The organism is Flagellimonas ulvae (assembly GCF_049333175.1).
GTDB lineage: Bacteria > Bacteroidota > Bacteroidia > Flavobacteriales > Flavobacteriaceae > Flagellimonas.
The window spans coordinates 3,908,099-3,931,413 of the sequence record NZ_CP186325.1 but is presented as its reverse complement, the minus strand read 5'-3'; the positions used below and the strand labels follow the sequence as shown (position 1 = coordinate 3,931,413).

Here is a 23,315-nt window from a genome sequence, read left to right as displayed (position 1 = left end):
GAATTTGACCCGTATCTAACCGTTAAGCGAATCATCTACAAACTTCTTTTATTTTTGTTTATCATTTTTGTATTTTTGTTAAACAAACTATGATACACCTTTCAAAAAAAGCAGTTAGAACTTTGCCTTCGCGACATAAGGCTAACCTGATTAACACTATATCTGGGTATAAATCTGCTAATCTTATAGCCTCTCAATCCAAGGAAGGGGCAACCAATGTGGCCGTTTTCAATTCGGTTATTCACTTAGGAAGTAATCCTGCACTTCTGGGTTTTGTACTTCGACCTCTAACTGTGGAACGCCATACGTACGACAACATTAAAGCCACTTCAACTTATACTATAAACGCTGTAACTGAAGAAATTTACAAAAGGGCCCACGCTACCTCGGCTAAATACAAAAAAGAAGAGTCGGAATTTGCCAAAACAGGACTGACCGAAAGCTACCAAGGCGACTTTCCTTCTCCTTTTGTGGAAGAAAGCCCTATCCAAATTGGGTGCTCTTATGTCAATGAATATGAAATACAGGAAAATGGATGCATTCTTATGGTAGGTGCCATTGAAGATATTTATATACAAGAATCTGTTCTGTTAGATGATTATTGGGCCAAGCTTGATGAAGTCAATTTGGTATCCATCGTGGGGCTGGATGGGTACGCCAAACCTAAAATAACGGACCGACTTTCATATGCCAAGCCGGACGAAACTTTAGAATCCCTTATTCATGGCGCACAAGAAAGTGAATCTTCCCACTAAAAGCTGTGCTGTGTGCGGCAAACCTTTTACTTGGCGAAAAAAATGGGAAAAGGATTGGGAAGCTGTAAAATATTGCAGTCAACGTTGCAAAAAATTGAAGTAAGATGAACACATTGGTATGGTTTGGAAATGACTTACGTACGATTGACAATCAAAGTCTCACGCAAGCAGCCAAAGGGGATAAAGTTATAGCTACCTACTTTTTTGACCCACGCTTTTTTGAAATGACCAAGTATGGATTCAAAAAAACAGAACGGTTTAGAACACAATTTCTCATCGAAACGATACGGGAGCTCAAACAAAATCTTGAAGCGGTAAACATCAGTTTATTGGTTTTTCATGCAAAACCTGAAGATATTTTGCCTGATTTGGTGAAAAAACATGGTATTCACCAAATTCATAAGCAAAAAGAATGGACATCAGAAGAGGTTGAAGTACTGCAAGCTGTAAAATCCAAATTGTCAGATGATATTGAAATCATTGAGCATTTTGACCAATTTTTGTTCCATCCAGATGACCTTACCTATCCATCTTTTCAAAGCATACCGAACATCTTTACACAATTCAGGAAAAAGTGTGAAAAAGAAGTAAGTGTAAGACTCACATTGGAAAAACTTTCTACACTATCAAAAGACAACTTGATAGAAAACACGACTAAAATCCCTACACTTCAGGAACTGGGTTTTGAAGGCTTCGAAAGAGAACCGAAAAGCGCATTTCCATTTAAAGGTGGAGAAAAAGAAGCCTTAAAACGAATGCAATATTACTTCTGGGATTCCAAAAAACTGGCATACTATAAGAAAACTAGAAACGGGTTGGTTGGAACGGACTACAGCTCCAAGTTTTCTCCTTGGTTGGCCAACGGAAGCATATCTGCGCGAACCATATATTGGGAGGTTAAAAAATTTGAGAAAGAAATCAAAAAAAATCAGGATACCTATTGGCTCATCTTCGAGTTGATATGGCGGGATTATTTCAAGTACGTTTCTCTTAAATACGGTAATCGTATTTTCCATTTGGGTGGAATCCTTCAAAAATCCTATAAATGGAAATCAGACAAAAGCCATTTGAAATCATGGATGGATGGGACAACAAAGGAGCCTTTTGTGAATGCCAATATGAAAGAGTTGGCTAAAACAGGTTGGATGAGCAATAGAGGGCGACAAAATGTTGCCAGTTTTTGGAGTAAGGAACTTGAACAGGATTGGCGTATTGGGGCAGCCTACTTTGAAGCGATGCTCATGGATTATGATGTTCACAGCAATTGGGGCAATTGGATGTACAATAGTGGTGTGGGCAACGACCCAAGAGACCGAAAATTCAACATAAAAAGACAGGCCGAGATGTACGATTCAAAGGGAAAATTTCAAAATCTATGGTTACAGAATACTTTATTCTAACGGTATGAAAACATTGCGCCTAGTTCTCGGTGACCAATTGAACCTACAACATAGTTGGTTCAAACAAACAGATGATAATGTTGTTTATCTGATGGCCGAAATGCGTCAAGAGACTGACTATGTAAAACACCATATTCAAAAAGTGGTAGGATTTTTTATGGCCATGCGAAACTTCTCAGAGGCTTTAAAAAAGAAAGGGCATCATGTCATTTACTTGAATATAAACGATTCCGAAAATCATCAAGATTTGGAGAAAATTATTCAGCACTATATCACAAAACTAGGTGTTGAGAAATTCGAACATCAATATCCGGATGAATACCGTTTAGAAAAGCAACTTTCTGATATCTGCGAATCACTGGGTATTAATACCGAAGCCTATGGCACGGAGCATTTCTATACCAGCCGTTATGAACTCCGAGATTTCTTCCAAGGGAAAAAGCAATTGATCATGGAGAGCTTTTACCGCATGATGCGAAAAAAGCATGATATTATGATGGTAAATGGTCAACCGGATGGTGGAAAGTGGAACTTTGACCACAGCAATCGTAAAAAATGGAACGGTTCTCCTCTTATTCCTAAAGAACTCAACTTTGAGAAAAATGTGAATTCACTTTTGGATGAAATAAATGAGGCTGAAATTCAGACCTTCGGAAATATTGACACTGAAAGTTTTAATTGGCCAACTTCTGAAGCTGAATGTGAAGAACTTTTAGAATACTTCTGCGAGAACTTGCTTAAGTATTTTGGCGATTACCAAGATGCTTTCCATACCGAGGAAAAGTTTCTTTTTCATTCGCGCTTGTCGTTCGCCATGAACAGTAAGATACTTTCTCCTAAAAAAGTGATTGAACGGGTATTGGAATACTTTTACGAAAACCAATCAAACATACATATTTCCCAGGTAGAAGGTTTTGTACGTCAAATTCTGGGCTGGCGGGAATATATGCGAGGTATATATTGGATGAAAATGCCAGAGTATTCCAATTTAAACGAATTGAACAATCACAATCCTTTACCAGAGTTTTTTTGGACAGGTGAAACCAAAATGAATTGCCTAAAACAGTCGATAACCCAAAGCCTGGATGATGCCTATGCGCATCACATTCAGCGGTTAATGATTATTGGCAACTATGCCTTGCTCACCCAAACCCATCCTGATGAAGTGGACCGGTGGTATCTTGGCGTATACATTGATGCCATTGAATGGGTGGAGATTACCAATACCCGTGGGATGAGCCAATTTGCGGACGGAGGCATCGTAGCAACAAAACCCTATGTGAGCAGCGCCAACTACATCAACAAAATGGGTAATTACTGTAAGGGTTGCCATTATAAGCCTACTGAGAAAACAGGGGACAATGCATGCCCTTTTAATGCTCTGTATTGGAATTTTTTGGATGAAAAGAAAGAATACTTTGAGAACAATCAGCGAATGTCGATGATGCTAAACCTTTTGAAGAAAAAAGACCCTAAAGAAATGGCGGTACTAAAAGAAAGAGCTAAAGAAATCATAGCGCATCCGGAAAGATTTTGACATTTTAACAGAACCTTAAAATCTTTCGGCATTGTTATTGACGTAGATATAATAAATATTCCGCTTCGGCGTCCATATATATGCAGAAAGTCCTTCGTAAACACTACGAAGGACTTTTTCCCTTTTATAAAAACAATTTTATTCTAAGATGCCGTCTACTATACCGTATGCCACGGACTCTTCTGCATCCATCCAATAGTCCCGGTCAAAATCTTTCATTACCTTCTCAAAATCCTGCCCACAATTCTCTGCTAAAATTCGAGCACCGATTTCTTTGGTTTTTATGATTTCCCTCGCTTGGATTTCAATATTGGATGCCTGACCCTGAGCTCCTCCGCTAGGCTGGTGAATCATTACCCGAGCATGAGGCTGGATAAAACGTCTTCCCTTCTCCCCTACAGAAAGTAAAATGGAACCCATAGAAGCTGCAAGCCCAGAACACACTGTAGAAACAGGGCTCTTAATTTGCTTAATGGTATCGTACATGGTAAAGCCGGAGGTAACGTAACCTCCAGGGCTATTGATAATCAATTGAATTTCGTCATGACTTTGTAAATCCAGGTATAGCAATCGGTCGACCACATGTTTCGCAGAATCATCATCTACCATTCCCCACAGAAACACTTTTCGCTCTTCCAGTAATTTTTCTTGGATCAATTCACTGACCTTTCCTTTTTTTGAACTCATCTTTTACGTGTTGAAAGTTTCAAAATTAATCAAATTCCAAGGAAGTAACATCCCCTATTAACGACTTGTTATATCATTTTGCCCTATCCCTTTATTTCCACTTTGGAAGATGCCACATCTTTAATGGGTATGACATATTTTCCAGACTTGGTCACCAGCGTAAGAGTATTATTTTCTATGGCTTCTACAGTACCGGAATGTTCTCCTATAACAATCTTATCCCCAACGGCATAGGTTCTTCTGGTATAGAAAGAACGAAGTAAATCTGTGATGATATCCCGAGAACCCAATCCCAATCCTAGGGCAAAAGCTAAAAGAAAGGCACCCAAAATCATGGTGATGTTGTTGGTAATTATGGTAGTATCAATCCCTGCTTGATTCAAAGCCGTAATGGAAATAAAAATTACAATAATGTAAAACAGCAAGTTGCTCACCACATTGGACCCAGAGAATTCCAAACTATCGAACAGCTTTTTTACCGTAGTTTTTACAAAATTCCCTACGTATAGTCCAATCATCATCAAGGCCAGCGCACTGAACAATCTAGGAAGGTAACGAAGTAGGTTTCCAATTTCAGTGGAAATAATCTCCCAACTCAAAATATCCGCAGCGACAATAAGGAAGACCAATAGCAATAGCCATTTTACAAAACCCAGGATGATTTTGGCTATGTCAAACTTAAAATCACCTTTCCCGAACAAATCCATCTCATTGATTTTTTCGCTCAGTGTATCCACCTTGGCCAATTTTAGAATTTTACCAAGTATAAACAGGATAATTTTCGTTACAATCCATCCAATCAACAAAATAATGATTGCCCCAATTATTTTTGGCAATGCCGAAGCAATATCCCTTCCCATAGTTATCAGGGAATTAAAGGTCAGGTCTTTCCATTCGTTTATTGTTTCCATCTGTATTATTTTAGTATTCTTATCAATTATTACCAAAAGTTTTAAAAAGTCTTCTTAATGCTGAACCAATATTAAATGAGAAAAGCGAGCCCATATCCATAATGAGCTTTGCCGCCGCAATATCGTTCATCACCTTTTTCTTCATACCAGGGGGCACCTCACGTAACGAGGCCTCCAATTCCTTAAAAGGATTTTTTCGTTTTTTCGCCATTTATGCCAAGGTATTATAGGTTTCCATTAATCGTTCTTTTGCCCGCTTCAAGCGCATTTTCACGGCACTTTCACCCAGTTCCAATAATTCGGTCAACTCCTTGATACTAGCCCCATCCTGATATTTGAGCAATAACAAGGATTTTTCTTCTGCCGAAATCAATTCCAAGGCCTTTTTGAGTTTTTTCGATTTCATTTCAAAAAGATTCTCATCAGGAATCTCCGCCGAAAGTTTATACTCGGAATCCTCCACAGGAACCGATTTATCACTCATCTTGCGCTGTTTGTTCCGGTTTACGTAGTTGACACAAAAGTTATAGGTAAAGGAATAGAGCCAAGTTGAAAACTTAGACTTCCCCTTGAACATCTTCAACTTGATGAACAGTTGAAGAAAAACATCCTGTGTCAGGTCTTCAGCCTCATCTTGCGATTTGGCAAAACCATAGCACTTATTGTATACCATTTTTGCATAACGGTCGTACAATTTTCCAAAAAGCATGGGGTTGTTATTGGCTACAATCCGTTCTACCAATTCTTCATCCGAAAGATGGGCATACGGATCATTTTCTTGCAATGATCTATTATCAAGGTTACTTATAAGAGTTAGAAACAGCCTTTTAATAAAAGTCACTCGCATGGGGTTTGTAGAAGAAAACTCTTGATTAAATCAATGAACAAGATAACTTAAAAAGACGGTATCTTTGAATAATAAATTAAGTTATGAAGTCAACGCTTTTTCTTTTTATCTGCTTATCTATTTCGCTCTTGGCTTGCAAGGCCGAGCCTAAAAAGTCTGTGGTTGCTGAACCGGAGCCCTCTAAATCTGTTCTTGAGAAGATTGCCTCGGCCCATGGGTACGATAATTGGAATACTGTAAAAGAGTTTCACTTTACATTCAATGTAGATAGAGATAGCACGCACTTTGAACGTTCATGGATTTGGAAGCCCAAGACCAATCAGGTTACCGCTATGAGCTCAAACGACACACTTACTTATTTCAGAAAAGAAATGGATAGTGTTGCCTACAAAACCAATGGAGGTTTTATCAACGACAGATATTGGATTATAGCTCCTTTTAACTTGGTTTGGGACCAAAACGGGTTTGAATATGAGCATTCTAAAGAAAAAATTGCTCCAATTAGCAATAAGTTGATGCAAAAGTTAACTATTGTCTATTCCAATGAAGGTGGTTATACTCCCGGGGATGCCTATGATTTCTATTTTGGCGATGATTTTATTCTTAGGGAATGGGTTTTCAGAAAAGGAAACCAAGAAGAACCTTCCATGACAACGACTTGGGAGAATTATATTGAGATTGAAGGTTTTCATCTAGCGCAAGACCATAAAAAACTTGAAGGGGTTTTTAATTTGAACTTTACCAACTTGAAGGTCGTTACCGAATGAGGTTGAAGATTCTTCCGCTACTTATCTTTTCCATCACTTTTGGTTTGGCACAAAACCAAAAGTTGGCTGTGGTTCTTGATGCTGAAAGCAAGGAACCCTTGGAATTTGTAGATATTTACAATAAAAAGGACCATACTTCCACCAATTCGGATGGGGCATTCTTTTTTATGAGTGAACTGGATTCAATCGTAGCCTATAAAGTAGGATATGAAGAATTGCGAACTACGTTTGATGCACTGAGAGACACCTTGTATTTAAAACCCAGTGCCTTTAAGCTCAACGAAATCATATTGACAAACACGAAGACCCTCTGGGACAAAGTGCGTGATTCTATTCCGAAACATTATATGTTCACCCCTTTTAAAGAGCGTTTCTTTTTGAGGTGTTTGCTCCGCAAGAATGGGAAAATTATCCGAATACAGGATATTGAAGGAAAATTGCAACGTAAGACCTTGATTTACCGTAAAGGAATGGAATCTTCCAAAAAAGACTTTTCTTTTGAAATATCCAATATGCGAAAAATAGGTGCGGATAAGGATGAGAACAAAGTATACTTCAGCTTCTTTTCACTTTCGGAACTCCTGTTCGAAACCATTCGTCTTAATGCCACAGGGGATGGTTTTAGTCTTACGGAAAAGGAATTTGAAAATGAAAGTAAGTCCAAAGTATTGTTTCAAAGTGACCCCGACTTAGTTGGATTGAACACATCGGGCCATTATATGATAAACAATCAATCCAAGGCTATAGAAGCCTTTGTAATGCAAAGCCAAATAGATAGGGATAAATACTTTAAGAACGGACCTGTGCGCTCTCGTACGGTTGGGGTAGACCAAACGGTAAATTTTACAAGGTCCTCTAAATGGGATAAATATTTTATCACCTCAGCCAAAATCTTGTATTCTGTGGAAATCACCCATACCAAAAAAACATTTAAAGATTTGTATACCTGCGAATACATTTTGCAGACTTTCGATAATAACGGTTCCTTTTCTTTTAGTAGCAACACCAATGCAGAAAAGGATATTTTTAAGTTAAAATTTGATTATAACCCCGAGTTTTGGGAGAATCAAAACAGATTATTGTTAACGAACGAGATGCAAGATTTTATCAACTCTTTTGATTCTAAAAAGAATCCATTCAGAACAAGACGAAAAAAGAAAAACTAACTTCCTTTTTTTCGAGCAAGTGCTTGTGACACTACAAGTACTAATATGGCAATGCCCAACAAAACGGAAAAAGTATATTTCAGCCCGCTGTTTTCAGCGATAAAGCCAAGAATTACCGGTCCGAGCAAAAACCCTGCATAACCAGTTCCTGCAATAAAAGATACGCCTTGAGCAGAATCCACTCCTTTGATATTTCCGCCAATCCTGAACAACTCTGGAACAATAACAGAGAAACCAAGTCCAGTAAAAGTAAAACCCGTTACAGCCCAAAATATAGACCCGGTCAGTACCAAAACGTATCCAAGAATTGCAATACACGTGCCCAGGGCAACAATTTTGATCGAACCAATTCTTGCACTTATTCCATCTCCCAAAAACCTTCCCAAGGTCATTGCTATGGAAAAAGCCAAGAATCCTGAACCAATAAATAGCTCGGGCGCCAAGACGACTTCCTTCAAATAAAGTCCGCTCCAGTCCACAATCGCTCCTTCGCTACCCATAGACACAAATCCAATAATCCCTAAAAGCAGTAAAGGCTTGAATAGCTTAAGGCTGAAAGGTTCTTTTTCTATTGGGGCGGCTTGAATGGAAAAATAGTTTCGCTTGAAGTATAGATTGACAGAAAAAACCAGAACCACCATGATTATCATATGAAGGAAAGGGTTGTTTATCCATGGAATTAAAAAACTGCCCAAACCGGCTATAACCCCTCCCAAACTGAAAAAGCCGTGTGCAGCTGACATAAAATTTTGCTTGTCCTCTTTTTCAATTTCGGTGACCAAAGTGTTCATGGCAATATCAGTTAACCCATTAGTAGCCCCAAAAAGAAACAAAGAGACCATCAAAACATAATAGTTTGGAGCCAATAATGGAAAAAGTGCTGCTATACTGCTTAAAAAAACCCCGTACCAAGTTGCTTTACCAACTCCCAATCGATTGATGATTGTGGAAGCCAGAGGAAATATGACAAATACGCCCAAAGAAAGACAGAACAATGCAATTCCCAAATCAGCTTTGCTGATGTCCAGCTTTTCTTTTACTGAAGGAATGTATATGGCCCAAGTTCCAAACCAGATATTTAAACTGGCAAAAACCCAAGCCGGACCAAAATATCTTGGGTTGGAAAAAATAAGTTGTAATGATTTCATACGAATTAAAAGATATGGGACAAATCTTCTCCTAAGTTTCTATTTTGGTTCAATCCTTCAATGACATCCATCTCCGTCTTTGACAGCTCAAAATCAAAAATGTTGATGTTTTCCTCAATTCGTTTTGAGGTCACCGATTTGGGGATAACGGCTACTCCCCTTTGCACCAACCATCGCAATGAAACCTGAACGGGAGATTTATTATACTTGTTTCCGATTTCCACAAGCTCGGGAATTTTTAAAACCTCACCCATCATTATGGGACGCCATGCCTCAAGTTGGATTTCATGTTCGTGGGCGAAATCCAACAACTCAGGTTGACTGTGGTGCGGATGGATTTCCACTTGATTTACAGCGGGAACAATTTCTGAATGTTCCATCAAATCTTGTAACTGGTCCATGCTAAAGTTGCAAACGCCTATGGCTTTTGCGAGACCTTTTTTGTAAATCTCCTCCATGGCATGGTACGTTTCCTTGTATTTTGACTTTACAGGCCAATGAATCAGGTATAAATCCACATAATCTGTTTGTAATCGGTTCAAACTTCGCTCAAAAGCTTCAAGGGTAGTATCATATCCCTGTTCGGTATTCCACACCTTGGTTCCCAAGAAAATATCTCCCCTGGCAATTCCACTCCTTTGAATTGCTTTTCCAACCCCTTCTTCGTTTTCATAAGCAGAGGCGGTATCAATTTTTCTGTATCCAGATTCCAAGGCAGAAACAACAGCGTTTTCAACTTCTTGGTCATTTTTGGCAAAAAGAACACCCAACCCAATTTTGGGCATTCTTAGTTGATTGTTAAGTTGAAAGTATTCACCTCTTTCCATAAACACAGACGGTTATTGATTCATTTAATTGAACTGATAACAAAGTAACTCCGATTTTGGCGCTTTTTTTAGAATGAATTATTCAACTTATGATTCATTTTATTCTTAATTGGGTCATTTTTTGAAATCATTTGGTAGTTTTAACTTATGAAACCGATGTTAGAGACCATTAATGTTACTTCTGATGCTTCATTTAAGGTAGAGACCTATAGAAGTGCCGATAATTGTGCCATGGCCGGTTGGCATATTCATCCTGAATACGAATTGGTATTTGTGAAAAATGGTAAGGGACTTCTCCATATTGACTCCACAAAGACGTCTTATAACGATGGTACTCTTGTTTTTCTTGCTGGTGATATTCCCCATGCTGATTTTGGAAATCGTGAAAACGCAGATAACGTAGAAATTGTTATCCAATTCAAACAAGAGTTTTTAGATGAAAAGTTGAAGGTTTTTCCTGAGCTTCGGGCCATCAAAAAACTAGTTGAAAAATCAAAACATATTTTGATTTTTGACCAATGCGTAAAGAAGAGGCTTGAAAAGAAATTTAAAAAGTTTAGAAATCTGGATAACCAAGGAAAATTAATCAATCTGCTCAGCATTCTGCATAACCTATCCCAAGAAACTTCATATCAGAGGCTACGCCAAAGCTTTCCTTTGGAAAGTTTTAAAAGAGACGACATACTGCGTTTGGAACAAGCCTTTGAATATGTAAACAATCAGTATTCCCAGAATGTATCAGTAGAAGAAATTTCTAAGCAATTGGGGTATACTCCAAATTCATTTTGTAGGTTTTTTAAAAAAATGACCAACAAGCGTTTTATTGGATTCGTCAATGAATTTAGGACACAAAAAGCAATTGAATTATTCAACGAAGCTAACTCCTCTATAAGTGATGTAATGTTTCGGTCTGGGTTCAACGATGCTTCGTACTTCTCCAAACAATTCAAAAAATACCAAGGAACCACACCTTCGGAATATGTAAAAGCCAGATATTCCCAATCAGTTTTTTAGTATGCCCTTTTTAAGTATTTGCCCAAAACGATACATATCTTCAAAAGAGCAATAAAAAGGGGCTGGCGCCAAACGAATTACATTGGGTTCGCGCCAATCAGTTATCACTCCATTCTTCATTAAGTAATCAAACAACTCTCTTCCTTCGCCGTGCAGGAATACGGAAAGCTGGCAGCCCCGGTCAGAGGGTGTAATGATTTCAAATGAGCTCTCTACTTCTTTGTCTATTTCGCCCAAAACAAACTCCAAATAAGAGACAATTTTTTCTCTCTTTTCTATGAGTTTGTCCATTCCCACTTCCTCAAAAAGTTGAAGCGAAGCCAAATATGGTGCTAAAGAAAGGATGGGCGGATTGCTCAACTGCCATGCATCTGCTGTTTCAATGGGGTCAAATTGAGGTTGCATTAAAAACCGGGTTTCCTTTTTTGTGCCCCACCAGCCTTCAAAACGTGGGATATCTTGTTTTCCCAAATGACTTTCATGGATAAAAACACCAGATGCATTCCCAGGGCCACTGTTCATATATTTATAACTACACCAAGCGGCAAAATCGGCACCCCAGTTATGTAGTTCCAGTTGAACATTGCCAACGGCATGGGCCAAATCCCAACCTACCATAGCTCCAATGGATTTTCCAGCAGATGTTATTGCTTTCATGTCAAATACCTGTCCATTGTAATAGTTTACCCCACCAATCAAGACCAATGCAATCTCCTCACTATTCTCTTGAATAGCTTTGAGAACATCTTCAGTTCTCCAAGAATGCTCTCCTTCTCTTTTTTTGACTTCAATAATAGCGTCATCAGGATTGAAACCATGAAATCGCACTTGGCTTTGAAGCATATACTGGTCTGATGGAAATGCTTTTTCCTCACACAGAATTTTAAAACGTTTTTTTGTGGGGCGATAGAAGGAAACCATCAATAAATGGAGATTAACTGTCAGGGTGTTCATTACCGATATTTCTTCGGGCTTCCCACCTACTACTCTAGATAAGCCATCTGTCAATCTTTCATGGTATTCCCACCACGGTTTGTCTGCATAAAAATGACCTTCCACTGCCAAATTCTTCCAGTCGTCCATAACCTCATCTACAAACCGCTTGGTTCTTTTGGGTTGAAGCCCAAGTGAATTTCCTGTAAAGTAAACTACATCTTTTCCATTTACTTGAGGAAAGTGAAACTCATTACGATATGTTGCTAAGGGGTCTTCAGCATCCAACTGTCTGGCAAATTCCAAGGTGTTCTGAAAGGTCAAAATATCCATGTGCCAAAAATACGACTTGCTTATTGATTTTCAGATGTTCTGGGCATACGCATTTCAACCAGATGCTTTTCAAAACCTACTTTTTCATACGCTTTTATGGCTGGCAGATTGTCTTGGTAAACGGTAAGTCGGATTTCAATAAATCCCTGAGATTTTGACCAGCTCACCAACTCATCTACTATCAAAGCATTTATTCCCATACCTCTATAGTCTGGATGTGTAAACATAAAGCCCAGGTAAGCATAGTGCTCATGATCCAGGTAATGTCTGGCTTTTTTGGAAATGGCATATCCCGAACCCACAAGTATTCCATCAACTTCAGCTACAATAACACACGTTTTATCATCCAATATCATTTCCTTAATGTCATAATAACTAATCGGGTCCTTATCCAAAGTAGGGTCAAAAGGTCGCTCCGCTAGAATTATTCCCTGCTCAAATTCCAGAAGAATTGGCAAGTCCTTCAGGGTGGCATTTCGTATAGTGCCGTTGAATTCTTTCATGGCTTATTTTTTGGTATTTACCAGAATTCTAAAGTAGTGTTTTCGCTATTTTTACGAAAAGGTTACGTATGCATTTTCTTTCGCCCATTTTGGAATCTTACATTGCAAACAGTTCTGAAGAGGAACCTTCCCTATTAAGGGAATTGACTCGAGAGACCCACCTTAAGGTGGTGCGCCCGAAGAATGCTGACCGGGCATTTTCAAGGTAGGGTACTAAGTATTCTTTCTAAAATTATTGCCCCTAAGTGCATATTGGAAATAGGTACGTATACCGGCTATTCTGCCCTATGTTTGGCTGAAGGGATGCAAAAAGGAGGCACATTGCATACTATTGAAGTGAATGAAGAACTATTTGATATCCAGAATAAATATTTTGAAAAAAGTGGGTTCCGCAATCAAATTGTGCAACATGTTGGTGATGCATTGGATATCATTCCGAAGTTAGATATCATTTTTGACTTGGTTTATATTGATGCGCATAAACTAGAGTATGACGCCTACTTTGAAAGTATACTGAAGAAAACCAGACCTGGTAGTATCATTTTGTCTGATAATGTGCTTTGGTCAGGTAAAGTAGTAGAATCTTTGGAAAAGACAGATTATACCACAGCCGCCCTTTTGGAATACAATGAAAAACTTAAAAATGATTCTAGGGTCGAAACCGTACTATTGCCCATTCGTGATGGGCTTACTTTATGCAGAGTGAGATAGGCGTTGATATCCCCAAAAAAACAACCAAGCTAGCGCTATTCCTATTAATGCTCCAACTAAGATATCCAGAGGGTAATGTACTCCAAGATATAACCGGCTGTACGAAAACAGCAATGGCCACAAAAAGAAAATACCTGCCCATTTTACTTTTTTCCTCAATAGCAAAAAGACCAAAAACGTGACTCCAAAGGAACTGGAAGCGTGTCCTGAGAAGAAGCTGAAATCGCTGGGCGTATGCAATATTCGCATGAACCCGTTTATAGCATCATCATTGCACGGTCTTAAACGTCCTACCGTACTTTTTACATAATTACACAAACCAGTTACTGCAAAAGCAAGTAAGACTACTACGACAATTTTTTGCAGTGCTTGTTTCCATGGATATCTAGTCAAAAACAATACAATGAAAAGAATGAAGAATGGAATCCATGAGCTAATACGGGTAACTAAAAACCAAAAAGAATCAAAAGCTGGTGAACCTAAATTGTTAAGATAGAGCAGTAGTTGTTGATCCCACAAAAGCAATTGGTCCAACATGGGACTATTTTCTTTTTATAGTTCCCGTTACCTCATCCACGTTCTTTTTCACTTCATTTAGCTCTTCTCGAATTTCTTTGGTGAAGTCGGTATCTATTCCTTGTTTTTCCGCGGTTTTTTGGATTTCCCTTTTAATGTCATCCGTAGCATCACGCAACTGGCGCATTCCCTTACCCAATCCTTTGGCAATACCGGGAATCTTATCTGCGCCAAATACCATTACCACGATAAATAGAATGAAAAAAATCTCAGCGCCACTTATAAATAGGAAATACATGAAACAAATATAATGAGAACTTGATTGGAAAATAAAAAAGCCCTGCTAAATCACAGGGCCTTTTAACGATTTTATGTCTATTGACTATTTTCCTTTGATATTTTCTTTGAACTTATCAAAGTCTGATTTCTCTTCTTTCTTAGGCCAAGCATTGTTGGTAGTATCGATATCTGCAGTTTCCAATTTAGGATCCACCACAATACCAACTATCTCCTTCTCAGTGGCTACAACACGCTTTACCTCAGCATCATTCTTTCTCCAAATTTCAGCAGGATATGTTATGTTTTCCTTCGTGCCGTCTGCATAGGTATATTCAACAATCAAAGGCATTGGAATTCCACCTGGCTTATCATAAGTAACTTCGTAGAAAAACTTAGGTTCTTTTACCTCAGCTCTTTCTTCTGCACTCATATTGTCCATCATAAATTCTTTCAAGTTTTGAGACACTTCAGTTGGAGCCTTTCCTTTCAAATCCTCGCTGTAATCTTCACTGTCTTCAGCAGCAAGATATACCAATGGAGGTAAATCGGCCTCCGTAAGGTTTCTATCTGCCATATACTTCTCCATTTCCTTAGTAGGCTTGGAAGTTACATAGTACTTTTTAACGCCTTTAACACCTATATCCACATAATCTGTAGTGTAGAACCATCCTCTCCAGTACCAATCTAAATCCACAGCAGAGGCATCCTCCATAGTACGAAAAAAGTCTTCAGGTGTAGGGTGTTTAAACATCCAACGTTGCGCGTAGGTTTTAAAAGCGTGGTCAAACAGTTCCTTGCCCATTACCGTTTCACGAAGAATGTTAAGGGCCGTAGCCGGCTTACCGTAGGCATTTGGACCTAGGCTATACACATTCTCTGGATTTGACATGATTGGCGCAATAAAATCTTGATCACCGCTCATGTAAGGCACAATCTTAGAAGGTTCTCCTCTTCTGGAAGGATATTTGTCATTCGGTGCAATTACATCCGGATAATTTTCTCCGAATTCTTGCTCAGTCAAATACTGCATAAAAGTATCCAAACCTTCATCCATCCAACCCCACTGGCGTTCATCAGAATTTACGATCATTGGGAAGTAGTTGTGTCCCACTTCGTGTATAATCACACTGATCATCCCAAATTTTGTGCGATCAGAATACGTTCCATCAGGATTAGGGCGCCCAAAATTGAAACAAATCATAGGGTACTCCATACCAATCTGCGCCGCATGAACTGAAATCGCTTTGTGATAAGGATAATCAAAAGTGAATTTTGAGTATGTTTCCAAAGTTTGAACCACAGCTTTAGTGGATTGCTCCTCCCAAAGTGGGTTACCTTCTTTAGGATATAAGGAAACGGCCATTACCTCTTTACCACCCAATTTCACTGCTTGGGCATCCATGATATATTTTCTTGAAGTTGCAAAAGCAAAATCACGCACCAAAATTCCTGGTTCCGTTTTGAATCTCCACGTTTTGGTGTCGTTTGCGAAACCGCTTTCTTTGGCAGTTGCTTCTTCCTGGGTTACAATAACAACGGGTTTGTCATATGACTTTTTTGCTTGGTTGTAACGTTTCATCATATCCCTAGAGAATACTTCCTTTCTATTCTGAAGTACTCCGGTAGCATCTAAAACGTGATCTGAAGGAACCGTAATGTTTACCTCGTAGTTTCCAAAGGGCAATGCAAACTCGCCATTCCCCCAGAATTGATGGTTTTGCCAGCCTTCAACATCGCTGTAATGCGCCATACGAGGGAAAAACTGCGCTATAATGTAGTTTCTGTTTCCATCTTCTGGGAAAAACTCGAACCCTGAACGACCTCTATCATTTACGTGATCGTTGATATTATACCACCACTTAATGGAAAAAGATATGCTAGCTCCAGCTTTAAGAGGCTGAGGGATATTTACCCGCATCATAGTTTGATTGATGGTATAGGATAATGCATTCCCATTGGCATCTTTCACAAAATCAATATTGAAACCACCATCGAAAGGTTCTGCAACATAGGTTTTTGCGAAATTGCCTGCTGTGTAGGCAAAATTAACCCCATTTCCGTTGCGCAACGGAGACTTTGAATCTTTGGCCCTTACATTTTGGTCCAATTGCACCCATAAGAATTCTAAATCGTCTGGAGAGTTGTTATAATATGTTATAGTTTCCTCGCCATAAATCTTTGCATTTTTATCATCTAAGGTGATGTCCATCTTATAATCGGCCTGTTGTTGGTAGTAATCAGGGCCTGGGGCTCCAGAAGCGGAACGGTAGGTATTCGGTGTAGAAAATTCTTCGTACAGTTGCTTGAACTTGCTTTGGTTATAATGGCCTGGTTTACGTTCTTCTTTTGCTTCTTCTTCTTGGGCAAAGGCTAGTGCTCCAAAAAGAAACAGAAGGGAAGCAAAACAATACTTGATTTTGTTCATCTTTTCTTTAGTTTTTAATCGCGGAAAAATAACTCTTTTTTTAACCATTTCTTAAGAGCAGGTCACAAGTTTAACATTCCTTTATTATTCTCCCTAATCAGAACGAAACTTTTCTTTTGTCCTTTACATTTAAAATGGACAATGTTCTGTTGTTCATCAAAGAGATTGGTAAGGATTTCGTTTTGAATGGCAATGGATTTAGTTTCGGAAAGTTGAATGTTAGGAATCTCCAGATAGAGAATAACCACATCATTGTCATATGTTTTACCCAAAAATTCATAGTCTACCTTTTTCCCATTTATTTCAACCACAAATTTTTGCAGAAAATATCTTTGGATGTAGGTATTGGCATCATCCAATTCATCATTGGTAGCCAACTTGGCAGTTATCCCAAATCGTTCAGACAGCAAATCTTCCATGTCATCAATAAACACCCGACTTGTAATCTGAAAAGCAGCGTCTTTTTCTGAATACTTTACATTGGTAACACTTACATAAAACTTGTGTGCTACTGAAAAAGAGAGAAAACCAATAATGGCCAGAGTGAAAAAAAAGTATTTGATTCGTGCTTTCATCGAAGTTATGGTTTTCATTTAAAAGGCAAACCGTGTGCCAAAACTAGTCTAATTTATTGTTCTTCCTGTAGGTTTTGCTCTTCTGAAGTAAAAACTCCCAAAGTATTAACTCATCTGGTGTCTGACGGATCTTCTTAAACTCCTCGTCCATTTGGCAATAATAGAAGAAATCGTAAAACTTATCACTTGGTATTTTTAAATGTAATACCAAAACCGAATCAAGATATCGATTCTCTATTTGTTGTATGCTTTTATACTCCCCATCTAGTTTGACCCTATTTTTCAACATTTTAGTCCTACCGCTAAGCCTATTAAGAGTTTTGTTAATATTGAGAGCTATACCCATTGGGACGATATATAAAAATTTACCGTTATCAGCATCATTTAACTTGTTCTTGCTTTGTGAAATAATCCTTACTTCTGCATTGGGCAGTCTTAAGGCTTCAGCGCTTACATCCTTCTCCAATTGAAGCCCTCCTAAATCCTTATTCAAATCACCCGTAAGATTATAGGGTTGAACAACGACTTCATCCAATTCATTCACAAATTCCTCCATGTTAATTCGTACAAAGTTTGAATTGTAAATATCCTTCGAAACTGGAATTTCTTTCCTCTTGAGTTGAACTGCAGAAAACACCAGTGTATCGTTTAGGTTTACCAAAATTGAAAAGCTCCCATCTTTCCTGGTAATCGTTGCCTTACCCGAGTTTAGGTTCTGAACGGTAACATCCTGCACATCCTTATTTATTGAAACCACTTTGCCCTTTAAAAGCTTTGTATTCTGCGAAATCCCACCATAAGAAATGAAAAGGAAAAAGAAATACGTTAGAAATTTGGAACCCATCTGAGCTTTCATTCCAAATTGTTGTCTTTTCTATACGCCCTGCTCTTCGCAATCATGAAATCCAAAATACGGAGCTTATCTCCTGAATCCACTACATCTTGAAATTCTTGATCAACCTCACAATAGTACATAAAGTCATTAATTTTCCCTTTTGGTATTTTGAACAGGCCAACAAAAAGAGAATCTACATAAAAATCCTGCACTCTTTGGGTACGGGCATAGGTATTATCCAACTTTACACGATTCTTAAGCATTTTGGTTCGTCCAGTAATAGCATTGATGATTGGATTTAAGGGAGGGCTTAAAATCATACCTGCGTTAAACTTGGGACCAGCTGCTTCTTGTAGTTTTCGCTCACTTTGTGTTTTGATACGGACTCCAGCATTGGGTAATCCTAAGGCTTCGGCGCTTACATCTTTTTCCAATTGAAGTCCCCCTAAATCCTCATTAAGGTTACCAGACAGGTTGTAGGGTCTAACCACAACTTCCTTCAATTCGTTTACGAATTCCTCCAAAGGAACAGTGACAAAACTAGTATTGAAAATAACACTGTTTATTGGCAGCGTCTTTCTTCTGAACTGAACTGCAGAAAATACCAAGGTATCCCCTACCTGCACTTGTATAGCAAACTGTCCATCAAAACTGGTGATTATGGCATTTTTTGAAGTAATATTCTGAACGACTACTCCTACCACATCCTTTCCGGGTGCCTCTACCCGACCCTGCAATAATTTATTCTCTTGAGCGCGGGTATGGATTAAAGTCAAAATCAGCGCACATCCCAAAAAGAATCTACTCTTCATTCAATTCTGCCAAATACGTTTTGCTCTGGGTTACCAAAAAATCAATCAACTGGAATTCATTTTCCTTCCGAAGCAAGGTTTGGGAAGGCACCTTATTGTCACAGTACAAGAGAAAAGCATCTATCTGGTCTTGAGGTAGTTTAAGGTCTACTACAAAAAACTCATCGTCATATACCTGCCGCAATACTTCACTGACCTTAAGTGGTGCACGTTCCTCGCCCCCTTGGTCACGAGATTTAAAGAGTGCTTTAAAAATATTGGTGAAATTGAGCCCGTCTTGCATACCTCGTACGGTTTGGGATTCCGCCACGTTTTGCACTTCGGTTCCACGGTCTATTTCGTATTCAAAACCTTTGAAATCTTCATTCTTTACCTCTAAAAACTTTTTTTGATTTTCCGGACTCACAATCACTTCGTCTAACTCAGTGATTTTCTCTGTCACTTCTACAACCAATCGGTTGTTACGTAAAATCTCAGAAGTGATATTGATTACCTCCAATTGATAGTTTACCGCGGTAAATACCAGTTGGTCACCCTCTTTTACAGCAATTACAAACTGACCATCATCGTTGGTTATGGTTGCAGTTTCTGCCGTAGCATTGATTACATTTTCATTGGGAACATTACCGCCACGGTACAATACCTTTCCTCGCAACAACTGTCTTCCATCTTGCGCAATGGATAATCCGAAGAAAAAAGAACAGAGAATGAAAAGGATTGTTTTTTTCATAAAAAGGTGTTTAGTATCAGCTAAAGAAAGCCCATGGGCACCGTAAAAAAAATAAAAACATTCTAAACTTTTGTTAATTCCGCAAAAATTTAAGCTCCCTTCCTAAGGTTCATTCAACTTTGAAGGTGCACATTTTAACGGTAATAATTAGAATTATGATTAGAGAAAGGTAGTTTTGCGGTTTACAAAAAGTAAACCTCAAACCGCATTCCTGTGAAAAAAACTGTTCTCCCTTTGATTCTTTGCCTGCTTTTAGGTGCATCCCTATACAGTCAGATAAAGATTGGTGAAAACCCGCAAAATTTGGATGCATCTTCTGTGTTGGAATTGGAAAGCAGTAATCGTGTTTTGGTCATCACCCGTGTAACCGATGCCCAAATGCTGAGCATTACTCCACTCCGCGGTGCCATGGTATACAATACCGACACCCAATGTGTTCATTTTTACACGGGAACGGAATGGTTCAATCCATGCGCTACGGAAGGACAGACCTTTTCTGCAGATGCCAATGTAAATCCTGACCCTACCATAATCCTTACAGAAACCGTTACCAACAACCCTACCAATACCAACTTTAATTTTGAGGTAGGGGTCATTAATGGAGTACGAAATATTGCTCCTTCCACCATTATAGGGGATTTCCATATTACACCAAATTCCATAACAAGTCTACAGCTTGGAAATGACTCCGTAACCTTAGATAAATTGGCAGATGGGCTTATCAATGGACAGCTTATTCAATGGAACGGCACGGAATGGGAACTAGTTGAGGATACAACTTTTCTAGCAAATCTTGGAGAGGACGTTACATCTACAAACAACTCTATAACGGGAACTCAAGCTGGAGCTTCCTTGGTCCCAATGGACCTTGAGGTAAATGTGGACGGAACCACCATTGAAGTAGATGCCACCAACGGGCTTCAGATACGAGATAACGGCATCACCAATATAAAGCTGGATGATGACGCAGTAGGAACTGATGAAATCATTGACAACGCAGTTACCCTTGCCAAAATCGCCGACGGAACCGTGGACGACAACATCATCCAATGGAACGCTGCCGCATCACAATGGGAAGAGGCCGCACCAGCAGCCGAAGTGGACGGAGTCGTAGGAAACGAGGTGCTAAACGCAACTGCAGGAGGGTCATTGACAAGGTCCGGAACAGGGTCCAACGCTGACCCCTTCACCCTTGATGTGACCGATGGAGGAATCGCAGCTGACGAACTCGCAACGGATGCCGTCACAACCGACAAAATACTCGATGCCAATGTGACCCTTGCCAAAATCGCCGACGGAACCGTGGACGACAACATCATCCAATGGAACGCTGCCGCATCACAATGGGAAGAGGCCGCACCAGCAGCCGAAGTGGACGGAGTCGTAGGAAACGAGGTGCTAAACGCAACTGCAGGAGGGTCATTGACAAGGTCCGGAACAGGGTCCAACGCTGACCCCTTCACCCTTGATGTGACCGATGGAGGAATCGCAGCTGACGAACTCGCAACGGATGCCGTCACAACCGACAAAATACTCGATGCCAATGTGACCCTTGCCAAAATCGCCGACGGAACCGTGGACGACAACATCATCCAATGGAACGCTGCCGCATCACAATGGGAAGAGGTCGCACCAGCAGCCGAAGTGGACGGAGTCGTAGGAAACGAGGTGCTAAACGCAACTGCAGGAGGGTCATTGACAAGGTCCGGAACAGGGTCCAACGCTGACCCCTTCACCCTTGATGTGACCGATGGAGGAATCGCAGCTGACGAACTCGCAACGGATGCCGTCACAACCGACAAAATACTCGATGCCAATGTGACCCTTGCCAAAATCGCCGACGGAACCGTGGACGACAACATCATCCAATGGAACGCTGCCGCATCACAATGGGAAGAGGCCGCACCAGCAGCCGAAGTGGACGGAGTCGTAGGAAACGAGGTGCTAAACGCAACTGCAGGAGGGTCATTGACAAGGTCCGGAACAGGGTCCAACGCTGACCCCTTCACCCTTGATGTGACCGATGGAGGAATCGCAGCTGACGAACTCGCAACGGACGCCGTCACAACAGACAAAATACTCGATGCAAACGTCACACTGCCAAAACTAGCGGACGGGACAGCTACAGGTGAATTAATTCAATGGAATGGCACTAATTGGGAACTTGCTCAACAAATCTTATTTTCTGGTCAACAAACCGCAGGAGGAGGAACTGCAGGCGCTTATACGATTAATAATCCTTTAATTACTGCTACATCAATCATCCAACTAACCGTGCAAGAAAATACTCCTGGAAATCCTATAATGATTCAGTTAACCAATCAAGCTGCTACAACTTTTTCAGTCCAGATTTACGAGTTTATTGGAGGTGTACCAACTGCAATCAATGCGAATTGGAACTATACTGTAATAGCCCCCTAAATGAGAAAAAACGCAATCGTTCTTTTATTATTTTCTTTTAGCTTTACCCAAGCCCAAAATGCCCTATACAATAGTGGCAACTTACGGATACACCCCAATGGCGCTTTAGGTTTTCATGCGGATTTGATTAATGAAGTGCCTTTTGACAATAACCAGGGGTTAGCAGGCTTTTATGGAAATATTCCTTTGCAGGTTCAGGGTAGTATTGCTCCAACCTTTACTGATGTGGAATTTTTGGTAGCGAACAACATTTTTCTAAGAAACTCCATCAATGTACTCAACAATACCAATTTTATAGATGGTGACATTTTAACACCATTAAACGACCAAACCATTTTTCTCAATTTTCAAAACAATGGTTTTTTTACAGGTGAAAACGACGCATCCAAAGTAACCGGGTTTGCGGCTATAACAAATCGTGACTTTTTCTCATTTCCAGTTGGAGATTCGGAACTGCTGAGACCTTTAATGTTAGATTCTGAAGGGAATACCGATTTGGCCGTTTGCGCTTACTTTTTTGAAAATCCATCAAATCCATCCTCCATAACGGAGACTTTTGATGTAGAAGAAAAAGTAAGAAGCATAGGAACGGTTTCTGACCGTGAGTTTTGGATAGTTCAGAGTGATGTCCAAGCAACCGTGACCATTAGCTGGAACCCACGAAGTAATCTTGTGGCCATTCCCAACCTTCAACCCGAAGGAATCATCGTAGTAGGATGGAGCAAACAGTCCAACCAATGGATAGTAATCGGGAACTCGGCACAAAGTGGAGACCTAAACCAAGGGTTTGTTACATCGGAGCCCTTTGTGCCCAACGATTTTTCTGCAATCACATTCGGAACCATTCCTCTACCCACGGATACGTTTGCTGTAAACAACCCTACATTGGGCAACTACTTTTTAAGTCCAAATGGCGACAATGTAAACGATGCTTTAGTTATTGAAGAACTATCGGAATCCCCCAATAACATCCTACAAATTTTTAACAGGTTTGGGCAGAAAGTGTTTGAAAAAATCAACTATGTTGATGAGTTTACAGGGGTTTCCAACACGGGAAGTTTTGTACTTAGCCAAGATATTGGGCTTCCTGAGGGCTTCTACTACTATCTGGTAACCCTAAATGATTTGGAGCTGGAATACCAAGGTTTTTTGTACTTGGACCGGTAGTTATGAAGGTTTTTTC

At 39.7% G+C, this 23,315-nt stretch carries 24 protein-coding genes and 1 pseudogene; 10 read left to right on the top strand and 15 right to left on the bottom strand.

All coding sequences use genetic code 11. The features are described 5' to 3' along the window. Positions 1-89: 89 nt before the first annotated feature. The 4 genes from ACOKFD_RS18410 to ACOKFD_RS18395 are packed head-to-tail and all read left to right on the top strand — an operon-like array spanning position 90 to position 3,692. The gene (locus tag ACOKFD_RS18410) at positions 90-755 is read left to right on the top strand and encodes a flavin reductase family protein (RefSeq protein ID WP_422859244.1); all 666 of its coding nucleotides are present in this window, start codon (positions 90-92) and stop codon (positions 753-755) included. Continuing rightward, a complete protein-coding gene (locus ACOKFD_RS18405) occupies positions 724-858 on the top strand; it encodes a DUF2256 domain-containing protein (protein ID WP_422859243.1) in 135 nt (44 codons plus the stop codon). Before ACOKFD_RS18410 ends, ACOKFD_RS18405 begins: the two co-directional genes overlap by 32 nt. Position 859: 1 nt before the next feature. Next, positions 860-2,155 carry a DASH family cryptochrome gene (locus ACOKFD_RS18400; RefSeq protein ID WP_422859242.1) on the top strand — a complete coding sequence of 432 codons (1,296 nt, stop codon included), beginning with the start codon at positions 860-862 and terminating at the stop codon, positions 2,153-2,155. A gap of 4 nt (positions 2,156-2,159) precedes the next feature. After that, positions 2,160-3,692 carry a cryptochrome/photolyase family protein gene (locus tag ACOKFD_RS18395; RefSeq protein ID WP_422859241.1) on the top strand — a complete coding sequence of 511 codons (1,533 nt, stop codon included), beginning with the start codon at positions 2,160-2,162 and terminating at the stop codon, positions 3,690-3,692. A 138-nt stretch (positions 3,693-3,830) separates the two neighbouring features. Here the strand turns inward: ACOKFD_RS18395 and ACOKFD_RS18390 are convergent, their stop codons facing one another. The 4 genes from ACOKFD_RS18390 to ACOKFD_RS18375 all read right to left on the bottom strand — a co-directional run bounded on the left by ACOKFD_RS18390 (position 3,831) and on the right by ACOKFD_RS18375 (position 6,131). Further along, positions 3,831-4,379, bottom strand: a complete 549-nt coding sequence (locus ACOKFD_RS18390) for an ATP-dependent Clp protease proteolytic subunit (protein WP_299000728.1) — start codon at positions 4,377-4,379, stop codon at positions 3,831-3,833. 83 nt (positions 4,380-4,462) lie between these two features. Beyond that, positions 4,463-5,290, bottom strand: coding sequence for a mechanosensitive ion channel family protein (locus tag ACOKFD_RS18385; protein WP_422859240.1), 828 nt, complete (start codon positions 5,288-5,290; stop codon positions 4,463-4,465). Between the two features lie 22 nt (positions 5,291-5,312). Further along, positions 5,313-5,501 (bottom strand): hypothetical protein, encoded by a 189-nt coding sequence (locus tag ACOKFD_RS18380; protein WP_106147776.1) that lies wholly within the window; start codon positions 5,499-5,501, stop codon positions 5,313-5,315. Next, entirely contained in the window at positions 5,502-6,131 is a 630-nt protein-coding gene (locus ACOKFD_RS18375) for an RNA polymerase sigma factor (protein ID WP_422859239.1), read from the bottom strand. 89 nt (positions 6,132-6,220) lie between these two features. Between ACOKFD_RS18375 and ACOKFD_RS18370 the strand changes: the two genes are divergently transcribed. Then, positions 6,221-6,904 (top strand): hypothetical protein, encoded by a 684-nt coding sequence (locus tag ACOKFD_RS18370; RefSeq protein WP_422859238.1) that lies wholly within the window; start codon positions 6,221-6,223, stop codon positions 6,902-6,904. Beyond that, positions 6,901-8,070 carry a hypothetical protein gene (locus tag ACOKFD_RS18365; protein ID WP_422859237.1) on the top strand — a complete coding sequence of 390 codons (1,170 nt, stop codon included), beginning with the start codon at positions 6,901-6,903 and terminating at the stop codon, positions 8,068-8,070. Before ACOKFD_RS18370 ends, ACOKFD_RS18365 begins: the two co-directional genes overlap by 4 nt. Here the strand turns inward: ACOKFD_RS18365 and ACOKFD_RS18360 are convergent. Together ACOKFD_RS18360 and ACOKFD_RS18355 are read right to left on the bottom strand one after the other, a co-directional pair. Then, positions 8,067-9,218, bottom strand: a complete 1,152-nt coding sequence (locus tag ACOKFD_RS18360) for an MFS transporter (protein ID WP_422859236.1) — start codon at positions 9,216-9,218, stop codon at positions 8,067-8,069. The two genes, ACOKFD_RS18365 and ACOKFD_RS18360, sit on opposite strands and share 4 nt — an antisense overlap. A gap of 5 nt (positions 9,219-9,223) precedes the next feature. Further along, entirely contained in the window at positions 9,224-10,045 is an 822-nt protein-coding gene (locus ACOKFD_RS18355) for an aldo/keto reductase (protein WP_422859235.1), read from the bottom strand. Positions 10,046-10,192: 147 nt separating this feature from the next. Here ACOKFD_RS18355 and ACOKFD_RS18350 point away from each other — a divergent pair, with 147 nt between their 5' ends. After that, entirely contained in the window at positions 10,193-11,059 is an 867-nt protein-coding gene (locus ACOKFD_RS18350; RefSeq protein ID WP_422859234.1) for an AraC family transcriptional regulator, read from the top strand. Here ACOKFD_RS18350 and kynU read toward each other — a convergent pair. Continuing rightward, positions 11,048-12,316, bottom strand: coding sequence for a kynureninase (gene kynU, locus ACOKFD_RS18345; protein WP_422861036.1), 1,269 nt, complete (start codon positions 12,314-12,316; stop codon positions 11,048-11,050). The two genes, ACOKFD_RS18350 and kynU, sit on opposite strands and share 12 nt — an antisense overlap. Positions 12,317-12,345: 29 nt before the next feature. Further along, positions 12,346-12,828, bottom strand: a complete 483-nt coding sequence (locus ACOKFD_RS18340) for a GNAT family N-acetyltransferase (protein WP_422859233.1) — start codon at positions 12,826-12,828, stop codon at positions 12,346-12,348. Positions 12,829-12,896: 68 nt separating this feature from the next. On the opposite strand from ACOKFD_RS18340, the pseudogene ACOKFD_RS18335 reads away from it, so the two are divergent. Continuing rightward, positions 12,897-13,539 (top strand): annotated as a pseudogene (locus tag ACOKFD_RS18335) (O-methyltransferase). Here ACOKFD_RS18335 and ACOKFD_RS18330 read toward each other — a convergent pair. From ACOKFD_RS18330 to ACOKFD_RS18300, 7 genes are all read right to left on the bottom strand, one after another. Beyond that, positions 13,522-14,076 carry a phosphatase PAP2 family protein gene (locus tag ACOKFD_RS18330; protein WP_422859232.1) on the bottom strand — a complete coding sequence of 185 codons (555 nt, stop codon included), beginning with the start codon at positions 14,074-14,076 and terminating at the stop codon, positions 13,522-13,524. The pseudogene ACOKFD_RS18335 and the gene ACOKFD_RS18330 overlap by 18 nt on opposite strands. A 4-nt stretch (positions 14,077-14,080) precedes the next feature. Further along, positions 14,081-14,353: a Sec-independent protein translocase subunit TatA/TatB gene (locus ACOKFD_RS18325; RefSeq protein WP_422859231.1), complete on the bottom strand. Its 273-nt coding sequence runs from the start codon at positions 14,351-14,353 to the stop codon at positions 14,081-14,083. Between the two features lie 84 nt (positions 14,354-14,437). After that, on the bottom strand, positions 14,438-16,759 hold the full coding sequence (locus ACOKFD_RS18320; RefSeq protein ID WP_422859230.1) for a M1 family metallopeptidase: 2,322 nt from the start codon (positions 16,757-16,759) through the stop codon (positions 14,438-14,440). 62 nt (positions 16,760-16,821) lie between these two features. Continuing rightward, positions 16,822-17,334, bottom strand: a complete 513-nt coding sequence (locus tag ACOKFD_RS18315) for a DUF6702 family protein (RefSeq protein ID WP_422859229.1) — start codon at positions 17,332-17,334, stop codon at positions 16,822-16,824. Positions 17,335-17,377: 43 nt separating this feature from the next. Next, on the bottom strand, positions 17,378-18,190 hold the full coding sequence (locus ACOKFD_RS18310) for a carboxypeptidase-like regulatory domain-containing protein (RefSeq protein WP_422859228.1): 813 nt from the start codon (positions 18,188-18,190) through the stop codon (positions 17,378-17,380). After that, positions 18,187-18,981, bottom strand: a complete 795-nt coding sequence (locus ACOKFD_RS18305) for a hypothetical protein (protein ID WP_422859227.1) — start codon at positions 18,979-18,981, stop codon at positions 18,187-18,189. The genes ACOKFD_RS18310 and ACOKFD_RS18305 overlap by 4 nt, the downstream gene beginning before the upstream one ends. After that, entirely contained in the window at positions 18,971-19,711 is a 741-nt protein-coding gene (locus tag ACOKFD_RS18300) for a carboxypeptidase-like regulatory domain-containing protein (protein WP_422859226.1), read from the bottom strand. The genes ACOKFD_RS18305 and ACOKFD_RS18300 overlap by 11 nt, the downstream gene beginning before the upstream one ends. A gap of 213 nt (positions 19,712-19,924) precedes the next feature. Here ACOKFD_RS18300 and ACOKFD_RS18295 point away from each other — a divergent pair, with 213 nt between their 5' ends. Then, entirely contained in the window at positions 19,925-22,132 is a 2,208-nt protein-coding gene (locus ACOKFD_RS18295; RefSeq protein ID WP_422859225.1) for a hypothetical protein, read from the top strand. Beyond that, a complete protein-coding gene (locus tag ACOKFD_RS18290) occupies positions 22,133-23,299 on the top strand; it encodes a gliding motility-associated C-terminal domain-containing protein (protein ID WP_422859224.1) in 1,167 nt (388 codons plus the stop codon). Positions 23,300-23,315: the final 16 nt, after the last annotated feature.